Source organism: Bradyrhizobium sp. Leaf396 (genome assembly GCF_001424605.1).
Lineage (GTDB): Bacteria > Pseudomonadota > Alphaproteobacteria > Rhizobiales > Xanthobacteraceae > Bradyrhizobium > Bradyrhizobium japonicum_C.
This window is the reverse complement of record NZ_LMQJ01000049.1, coordinates 1-8,329: the sequence shown is the minus strand read 5'-3', so window position 1 is coordinate 8,329 and position 8,329 is coordinate 1. Positions and strand designations below refer to the sequence as shown.

Annotated in this window: 6 protein-coding genes and 2 pseudogenes; 7 read left to right on the top strand and 1 reads right to left on the bottom strand. The window is 58.7% G+C overall.

Annotated features, from left to right (window positions below; genetic code table 11):
- The 4 genes and pseudogenes from tnpA to ASG57_RS38480 form a co-directional block, all read left to right on the top strand.
- On the top strand, positions 1–474 hold a 474-nt coding region (gene tnpA, locus ASG57_RS29370; RefSeq protein WP_349510071.1), incomplete at its 5' end, for an IS66-like element accessory protein TnpA.
- Complete coding sequence (gene tnpB, locus ASG57_RS29365; protein WP_283806210.1) at positions 455–817, top strand: IS66 family insertion sequence element accessory protein TnpB; 363 nt, start codon at positions 455–457, stop codon at positions 815–817. The genes tnpA and tnpB, both read left to right, overlap by 20 nt.
- Positions 818–909: 92 nt before the next feature.
- Positions 910–2,465: pseudogene (tnpC, locus tag ASG57_RS29360) on the top strand (IS66 family transposase).
- A gap of 32 nt (positions 2,466–2,497) precedes the next feature.
- Positions 2,498–2,626: pseudogene (locus tag ASG57_RS38480) on the top strand (IS630 family transposase); the annotation flags it as partial.
- 279 nt (positions 2,627–2,905) lie between these two features.
- Here the strand turns inward: ASG57_RS38480 and ASG57_RS29350 are convergent.
- The gene (locus tag ASG57_RS29350; RefSeq protein ID WP_156402851.1) at positions 2,906–4,015 is read right to left on the bottom strand and encodes a hypothetical protein; all 1,110 of its coding nucleotides are present in this window, start codon (positions 4,013–4,015) and stop codon (positions 2,906–2,908) included.
- Between the two features lie 181 nt (positions 4,016–4,196).
- On the opposite strand from ASG57_RS29350, the gene ASG57_RS29345 reads away from it, so the two are divergent.
- Genes ASG57_RS29345 through ASG57_RS29335 form a run of 3 tightly spaced genes read left to right on the top strand, consistent with a single transcriptional unit; the run spans position 4,197 to position 8,225 of the window.
- Positions 4,197–6,278 carry a class I SAM-dependent methyltransferase gene (locus ASG57_RS29345; RefSeq protein ID WP_057198579.1) on the top strand — a complete coding sequence of 694 codons (2,082 nt, stop codon included), beginning with the start codon at positions 4,197–4,199 and terminating at the stop codon, positions 6,276–6,278.
- Entirely contained in the window at positions 6,275–7,330 is a 1,056-nt protein-coding gene (locus ASG57_RS29340; protein WP_082529078.1) for an N-acetylneuraminate synthase family protein, read from the top strand. The genes ASG57_RS29345 and ASG57_RS29340 overlap by 4 nt, the downstream gene beginning before the upstream one ends.
- Entirely contained in the window at positions 7,308–8,225 is a 918-nt protein-coding gene (locus tag ASG57_RS29335) for a phosphotransferase enzyme family protein (protein ID WP_082529077.1), read from the top strand. The genes ASG57_RS29340 and ASG57_RS29335 overlap by 23 nt, the downstream gene beginning before the upstream one ends.
- Positions 8,226–8,329: the final 104 nt, after the last annotated feature.

Below are 8,329 nucleotides of genomic sequence, written 5' to 3'. Positions count from 1 at the left end.
TTGCGCGCGACAATCATCGCGGCAATCATCACCTCGCCGCGACACCGACTCGCCATCCTGATTGTCGCGCGCTTCCCACCCAGATTGTCGCGCTATATTGAACGGTTCGGGGTTGTCGAGACTGGCCGTCGCCGTCGCTGGACCGATGATGAGAAACTCAAGATCGTTCTGGAGAGTTTGCAGGCCCCGCGCGCGGTCTCGTCGACAGCACGACGATACGGCATCTCGCGCTCGCTCCTGTTGACTTGGCGACGATCGTTTGGGACGCGGACGAGCAATACTGAACAACCTCAGCCAGCGTTTGTGCCAACGATGGTGATGCCGGACCAACCGCCGGCGCCGCCAGTAATTTTAGCGGGGCCAGCGAGCGGACGCATGGAGATTGTCGTCGGCAAGGCCTGTCGGGTGATCGTGGACGCCGGCGTTGATATGACCGCGTTGTCTCGCGTATTGGATCTGCTGGAGCGGCGATGATCCCGATCGCGCAGGGGCGAGGATCTGGATCGCAACTGGTCACACTGACATGCGCAAAGGCATGCAGGGTCTGGCATTGCTGGTGCAGGAGGGGCTGGGGCGGGATCCTTTTGCCGGCGACGTCTTTGTGTTCCGTGGTCGTGCTGGCACCCTGATCAAAGCCCTTTGGCACGACGGGATCGGGCTGTCGCTCTACGCCAAGCGACTGGACCGTGGCCGCTTCATCTGGCCGGCGACGGTGGATGGCGTGGTATCGCTGACCGCAGCTCAGATGGGCTATTTGCTGGAGGCGATCGACTGGCGCAATCCCCAACACAGCTGGCGGCCGCAGAGCGCAGGATAGGTTGCGCAAGAGTCCCGTGAGATTGCAGAAAGCGCACGCCAAATCGTCGCTTTTGTGATTCCATCGGTGCATGGGTGACGGTCCGGCAGAAGCTGCCGGAAGACATTGAGGCGCTGCAAGCGGCGTTGCTGGCGACGCGCGCCGAACTCGCCAGCGTTCGCGCCCAGCAGTCCGACGACCATGCTCTGATCGCTCACCTGAAGCTGCAGATCGAAAAGCTGAACCGTGATCGTTATGGCCCTCGCTCGGAGCGTACCGCAAGGCTGCTGGATCAGCTCGAACTGACGCTGGAGGAGCTCGAGGCCTCAGCGACTGAGGACGAACTCGCTGCCGAAATGGCCGCGGCCAAGACGACGAAGGTGGCCTCGTTCACGCGCAAGAGGCCGTCGCGCCAGCCGTTCCCGGACCATCTGCCTCGCGAGCGGGTGCTCGTGCCGGGACCTGTGGCGTGCGTCTGCTGCGGCGGAGCGAGGTTGTCCAAGCTCGGGGAGGACATCACCGAGACGCTGGAGGTGATCCCGAAGTCCTGGAAGGTGATCCAGCACGTCCGGGAGAAGTTCAGCTGCCGTGATTGCGAGAAGATCAGCCAGTCCCCGGCGCCGTTCCACGTCATCGCCCGTGGTTGGGCCAGCCCCAGCTTACTGGCGATGGTGCTGTTCGAGAAGTTCGGCCAGCACCAGCCGCTGAACCGTCAGGCCGAACGCTATGGCAAGGAAGGCGTGCCGATCAGCCTGTCGACCCTCGCCGACCAGGTTGGTGGCTGCACTGTTGCGCTGACGCCCTTGTTCCGGCGCCTCGAGGCCCATGTGCTGAGTGCCGAGCGATTGCACGGGGATGACACGACGGTGCCGGTCCTGGCCAAAGGCAAGACCGACACCGGCCGCATCTGGGTCTATGTACGCGACGACAAGCCTTTTGGCGGGCAGGCCCCGCTGGGAGCAGTGTTTTATTACTCGCGCGATCGCGCCGGCGAGCATCCCCAGGCCCATCTGGCCGGCTACAACGGCATCTTCCAGGCCGATGCCTATGGCGGCTATGGCAAGCTTTACGAGGTGGGCCGCAACGCAGGTCCGATCCTGGAAGCGGCGTGTTGGGTCCATGCCCGACGACCGTTCTTCGTGATGGCTGATCTGGCGGAGAATGCGCGCCGCAAGGTACAAGGCAAAAAGCCAGCGGTGATCTCGCCTCTGGCACTGGAAGCAGTCCGTCGGATCGACGCCTTGTTCGAGATCGAGCGAGGCATCAACGGCGAGACGCCCGAACGGCGCCGGGCCGTCCGCCAGGAGCTGAGCGCGCCGCTGATTGCCGATCTGAAAGTCTGGATGCGTGAACAACGCGCCAAGCTATCCCGGCGCAACGACGTTGCCAAGGCGATGGACTGCATGCTCAAGCGCTGGGATGCGTTTACCCGCTTCCTCGACGATGGCCGCATCTGCCTGTAGAACAACGCCGCCGAGCGAGCCTGCGCGGCATCGCCCTGGGGCGGAAGTCTTCGCTGTTCTGTGGCTCCGACCGCGGCGGCGTGGATCCACAAGCTTGGCTCGCCGACGTCCTGGCACGCATCGCTGCACATCCCGTACAACGGCTCGACGAACTTTTGCCCTGGAATTGGCGCGACCGAAATAAGCAAGTCAACCAAGCAGCCTGAGTGACCGCTACGCGGTCCTCACCGGATGCTTACCGATCGAACAGGCCTTCTCCAATATCAAACACTGGATGCGGCAAGCTCAGAAGCGCACCATCGAGGATACTTGGCGCCACATCGATCACCTCGTCCAGAACATCCAGCCTCGCGAATGCGCCAACTAATTCGCCAAAGCCGGTTATGCTTCAGTCGAAATGTGAAACGCTCTAGGTTAAGCTCAGATGCCCTTTGCCGCCGAGCAGGATCGTCCGACATCAATGTGGCAGTCGTTCTTGGGGCGCAAATCAACAAATGAAGGGCGAACAGGGCTGCTGCTCGCGCATGTCATTCGCTCTGACCAGATCGGATCGTGAGTTCAACATCGTGAGCTATCCAGCATCGCTCGCGTCGTAGATCGTTTGCACTTGACCTTGATGGCCAAGAACAAGCCCCGAGTTCGGCCGTTACCCGAGTGTAGAAAGAATTGCTGATGCAACCAGATCATTCGCTTGTAGCGGATCAACCAGGTTCTGCTGCGCTGCGCGCCAAAGCGCTGTTCTTTCGGGCGCTTTTCGGGCCTGGTCTATAATTTCGGCAACGTTGCGCGTGTCGTACAGCAGTAGAGCTAATCCCGCATTGGCATAAGGCAGTTGTTTCGCTGGCACTACGGCATCGAAGAACTCCTGAATATCAGGTTCGACTAGCCATGCCACCGGAGCTGCCAGAGGTTCCGGGGAGAAGTGATTCAGGTAAGCGGCATCATATAGGCAATTCGACAAAATGCTCGAGGCGACGTCGCAAGCGAGGAGCGCGCATTCGATGCTCCAGTCCGACAGGATGTGGTGGGTCAGCCCATAGCTCGTCAACAGCGCGGACGTTTCTTGACGAGCATTGTCGCTTTCGCGAGGGTGCGGCTTGTAGAGCACCTGAATTTCCCCAAGTGCAGCCACGGCAGCAATCCATTCTCTTATCGATTTCCTATAGCCCGGCAGGTGATGCAACGATTGGCCAAACCAGCCCACAACGGTGTGCTCGGGTTTCGTTTGTAGATTCTGTCTAATCTTGCTTCGGGTTCTGGTAACATCGAGTTCGGCCAGACTTGCGTGGCGAGGTGATCCGACCACGAAGCTTGGTTTGCCATAGCGAGCGTCGTTTAAAGTCACCGCGAATTCATCGAGTGCTAGAAAGCTGTCCGCACCGCGACCGAAGAAGACGTTCTGTTCTCCCCAAAAATCCTGCATCAACAGGGCGGGGACCTTACGCATGGCCAGCAGCGCTTCGTCAATCCCTCCGTCCCCCGGAGAGGATAGCCCTGCTATTATCACATCAGGTTTCTCTCTTTCCAACAGCATGTCCGCAAATGACCGCAATCTTGCGGCGCTTACCTCATCACCAATTCTTGCGGCAGATAGCGGAACCTCAATGCAGTCATGGCCTCGCTGCTGCAATATTTGAAGAGCGGGTGCTTGCGCTACCAATACTACCTGCCAGCCAGGGCGTGCTCCCAGTCTGAGCATCTCGGCAACGTGGTGGGCCGCGGCGGCATCGCGCGCCGAGAGAAGAACTCTTATCACAGCTTGCCTCCTTGCGAACTCAGCGTGTACGTTCGCCCTTAGTCGCAACGAATACAACACCAGTACTGCTCGAGACGAGCGGCGAAAGTTGTATCACTAAAAAGAGATTCACGCTGCGGAACCGTGCTTGAGCTGCCTGTGGTGCCTTTCGGGGCGGCTCGCCGAGCTAGGAGTAGCTGCCATGATCGTTCTCGCCGCTTATTCACTGTCGCAAGTCAAGATCCTCGAAGCCGCGGCTAAGGCGATGGAGAAGCGCGGCGACGAGACCATGATAGTGAGCTTCAATGACCAAGCTGTTGTCAACGTAGCGATCAGGGAACGAGCAGAGGCTGACGGGCTCAAGTTCGCAGATTTCTCTGCCGTTGTGAATGACTTCATATTGCCGACTTTAGAACTTACCAATCTGCACGCGCTTACTTCCTGGATCCCTACCGAGGAGGAGCTTTCTTACCGGGCGATGCTGTTCCGTCAGCTTGGGGCGGCTGGAAAACTGCTCGATGACGTTTTAGCCAGGATGCTGATCGTCTGCGAAGACGGTCCGGGCGGGTGCGGTCCCCTGATCGCGGCGGCGAAGCAAAGACAACTCCCGGTTCTTGATATGCCCTTCGGCATAGGAGAGAGCCGGGACTACGACAATTTTGTTCGGGACAAAGCTCGAGAGGGCAACCTCAACATAGTGCCAGTGTCCTCGGTGGGCACCAACTTGCGTCGCCACGCCGGGCATTGGATCAGAACGGTGGATCAGGGCGACATCACGATGATGCCCGCTGAGTTCATTCTGGCGCGTGTTGCAGTTGGATTAGATATCGATCAGCCGTGGGTCGTTCATGGCGGGGCGGCCGACGCTTTGCTGGTCGAGTCGGAAGCAATGAAGCGAATTTATCTCCGCGAGGGAGTGCCACTAACGAAGCTAGTTATGACGGGTAGCCTCTACGCTGATACGGTCGCGGCTGTGCTGGCCAGTGATGTGGCACTCGCAAATTCCGCTGCGACTGGGGGGCGCGTTGATGCCGAAAGGTTTAAGGTCCTGATCGCACCACCTCCGAGCTATCACAACAGCCATAGTCACGTTGCCGAATTCGCAACGTACCAGGAGAGCGTGGAGAGGCTCGTTGCCGCGGCTAAGTGCGATGGTCGGGCTGATGTGACAGTGTCACTCCATCCGGCGACTACGCCGCAGGATCGAGAGGTCTGGCTCAAGCAAGAAGCCGTGTTTTCTGATCAATGGGTTCTTGAGTTGATTCCTCGCCACGATGTGCTGGTGACGGCGTTTTCCAGCACAACGCGCTGGGCAATTGCCTGCAGCAAGCCTGTCGTAAACTACGACATGTACAAATTCAATCTCTCTACATACGAAGGTGTATCTGGGGTCGTCGAACTGCGCGACATGAGCGCCGTCGAGCGCGTGCTGATGGCGATGGCCAGCGATGACGAAACCTACGCGCGACTGTCCGCGCGGCAGCGTTTACGCTCGCGGGAGTGGGGTGTGCTGGATGGTCGCTCGCTCGAGCGTATCCTGTCCGAAGTGGATCGCCGACTTTCGAGATTTCCGTCCAAGACGGCAAGCTACAAGCGGACCTCGATCTACACAAATCGGCAGCCCGCTCAACCTAAACATATGTTCATTTGGTTGGGGGATCTAGTCGCGGGACGTCATCCCCGCCTAGCAAGCTTGCTGGATGTGGGGGCTGCTGCAGGCGAATTTCTCGCGTACGCCGGACGCCGCTTTCCCCAAGCGAAGATGCTTGGAGTCGAACTTGATGCTAGCTTGGTGGCGCTGGCCAATGAGCATGGAGTTCCAGTGGTGCAAGGTGACGCCAATCATCTCACCGGAATCGCAACGAGTCAGTTCGAAGCGGTCTTGATGACCGGAACGCACAGCATTTTTGAAGACTTCCGCCCTTCAATAGCTGAGTGCCTCCGGGTCGCTAGGGCTGGGGGAACAGTGCTAGTCACGGGCCTCTTCAACCCATACCCCCTAGATGCGCGGATACATTGGCGCTATCCTGCACATTGGGATGCGCAATGGAATCCTGGCTATAACATGGCATCGATGGATAGCGTCAGATTGTTCTTATCGAGCCAGCCGCGTGTCGAAAGCGTCGAATTTTTGCCTTTCGAATTGCCATTCGATCTTTTGCCTCAGGCCGACCCCGTGCGCTCCTGGACGGAATTGGATGATCATGGTGTGCGCAGATTGCGGAACGGCATAATGCATCTGCCTTTGCATTGTCTCGTCATTGGCTTGAGGGATGACAATTGAGCAAAGCATTTGCGATAGGCCGTACCGTGATTGGTCCCGGAAATCCGCCGGTGCTTTTTCCCGACATTGACGTTTACTTCAAATCAGACCTTGGTTTGGCGCGAGAACTGGTTACCGCGATTGCTGCGGCGGGGGCCAGTGTGCTTAAAGGCGCTATTCTACACGATGTTGAGTTGGCCGCACCATATGGGGATGCGCAATACTATGTACCCGGCCGGGGCATGGTTCGGGAAAATTATCGGAACGTGCTGGCGCGTCATATTGTGCCTCTTCGCGATCTGGCTGTTATCTTCCGGCAAGCACGAGACTCCAAACTGGATTTAGTTGTAAGCGTCTATGACGAGGAGGGGTTGGCGTTTGCGCGCGACATACAGGTTGACGCACTCAAGGTCGCGAGCAGTAACATCGTGCATGCACCGCTTATTCGATCGATAGCCTCCACCGGTCTTCCGCTGATTATGGATACCGGACGTGCGAGCATGGACGAAATTGCACGGGCTGTGGATTGGGCCCGCGAGGCGGGCGCGAAATGTCTTCTGATCCAGCACAGCCCGCCGGGTCCACCAGCCGCTGCGGATTTGTTCAATCTCAGGATGATGCCAGCACTGGGCGAAGCGCACGAGGCTCTTTTTGGGCTATCCGACCATGATGTTGGCATAGACAGCTTGTTGGCCGCTGTGGCTTTAGGCGCGCACGCGCTCGAGAAGGGCATTCGGGCCGATGGTAGCTGCGGTGACATAGATTTGGCGCATGCCCTACCGATTTCATTGCTGCCCGACTTGATGGCGCGCGTCGAGCGACTCTATCGGTCACTAGGCACCAAAGAAAGGAAGATGCAGTCTGATCGACTACCTCCGCCTGATCGGATGGGTCTGTTCGCGCGTACCGATCTTCCGGCTGGCACTTCGTTGTCGCTGTCAAAGGTACAGTTCAGGTTCCCTGCAGCTGGCCTGGGCGTTGAGTCTTGGGATTTCGTTGCGGGACGCCAACTGGTTAGGTCCGTCGCTGCTGGACAGCCCCTTGCTATCGATGATTTCGATGCAATCGATTGAGCTTCCTGCCCACTCCGACATACGGCCGCAGCCGCTCAAGTACGAGCCCGCTTGCGGCGAGGTAGCTGATGCCCTCCTACGGCAGTTACGCGGATCCTTAGTCACTAGGGCAAGGACTGCGCACCCCGCTCCGTTCGGCTACTACCGTGTCGACGCTGAGCCTGCTCTTTTCGTCAAGGTAGTACCCAGTGCGCGTCTACCGCGTCTTCTGGCGGTCCAGCAATTGGTCACGAAGCTTGCCGCAGAAGGCTGCCCAGTCCAGCCCATGCGGGGCGCACCGCTTACGCTTTCGGAGAACGCAACTGGACTGACCCACGCCTATGTAGTCGAGCGATTTGCCTGCGATAAGGTGCAGGATGCAACCAGTGTCGGAGCCGCCCTGCGGTCAATACATACGGCCCTCAAGAAGGTATTGCCCCCATGCAGCGCTGATCGCATTTCTGGACAATGGCACCGTACGATAAGCACTCTCTTTCATGCGCGCTACACCGACGAATTCGTGTCGAGTTCCGCGAGAGCCCTCTTGCGCCATTGGCAGCAGCTGGCCGCGACTCTCGATCGAAATTGTCAGCTCATCCACGGTGACTATCATCGCGGTAACGTGCTGATGGCGGCCAGCGGCGTGGCTGCTGTTCTCGATTTCGACGACGCCGTTAGCACAGTGGCGTCGCCGCTAGTCGATATTGCTACAGGTGTTGAGCGCTTCTGCATGGCTGGAGCGCAAGGGGAACTAGGCGCCAAAATGGCATGCGCTTTCTTGGACGGGTACGGCTGCTTGCCGGCGGAGGTTTCGGCCAATGAGATCGCGCGGGTCGCTTCGGCACGATCGCTGTTTGGTTGCAGCATTCTTCACGCCAACCCTCAGCCGGACGATCCGGTGTGGTGCGCGGAGTGATCTTCCCCCGATAAAGTGGACGGGTTAAGCGGCTTTTAGCTCCATCTCGATCGGGGGGATATATCCGAGTGCGGAATGGAGCCTTGTCCGGTTATAGAATCCTT

Excerpts from the sequence above, each read along its gene's own strand:
- ASG57_RS29345 (WP_057198579.1), top strand. The coding sequence starts at position 4,197 with ATGATCGTTCTCGCCGCTTATTCACTGTCGCAAGTCAAGATCCTCGAA.
- ASG57_RS29335 (WP_082529077.1), top strand. The coding sequence starts at position 7,308 with ATGATTTCGATGCAATCGATTGAGCTTCCTGCCCACTCCGACATACGG.